Here is an 876-nt window from a genome sequence, read left to right as displayed (position 1 = left end):
CGCTTTCTCTCCGCCACGAATACATTTGATCACGACCCACAAGAAAATCAGTTGCGACAAACCAAAGGCAAAACCGCCGATGGATACGATTTGGTTCACATCCGCAAATTGAATCGCGTAATCAGGGATTCTTCGCGGCATGCCCGCCAAACCTAAAAAATGCATCGGGAAGAAAAGGACATTGACGGAAATGACTGAGCACCAGAAATGCCACAAACTCAACTTGTGGTCGTACATATTCCCCGTCCATTTCGGCAACCAATAATACGACGCCGCCATGATTGAGAAGACCGCGCCAGACACCAAGACATAATGGAAGTGCGCAACCACAAAATAGGTATCGTGGTACTGGAAATCCGCAGGCACAATAGCAAGCATCAAACCCGAGAATCCGCCAATAGTGAACAGAACAATAAACGCAATCGCAAACAACATTGGCGTTTCAAAGGTCAGTGCGCCACGCCACATGGTTGCGACCCAGTTAAACACTTTTACTCCGGTCGGTACCGCAATCAACATGGTGCAGTACATAAAGAACAGTTCTGCAAACACGGGCATGCCTGTCGTGAACATGTGGTGTGCCCACACAAGGAAAGAAAGAAGCGCGATACTGCATGTTGCGTACACCATAGAGTGATAGCCAAACAGCTTTTTGCCACTAAATGCAGGAAGAATGGCAGAGATGATCCCGAACGACGGCAAAATCATTATGTACACTTCTGGGTGACCAAAGAACCAGAAAATGTGTTGGAACATCACAGGATCGCCACCGCCCGCAGCATCAAAGAAGCTGGTACCAAAGTACTTATCGGTCAGTACCATCGTCACCGCACCCGCCAACACTGGCATGACGGCAATAAGTAAGAACGCAGTGAT

Annotated in this window: 1 protein-coding gene; it reads right to left on the bottom strand. The window is 48.3% G+C overall.

The genetic code is table 11. The features are described from left to right. Positions 1–876, bottom strand: an 876-nt coding sequence (locus R7Q46_RS25820; RefSeq protein ID WP_318078036.1) for a cbb3-type cytochrome c oxidase subunit I, incomplete at both ends; no start/stop codon positions are given.

It is taken from the genome of Vibrio sp. 811 (assembly GCF_033339195.1).
This window is presented reverse-complemented; position numbering and strand designations above follow the sequence as displayed.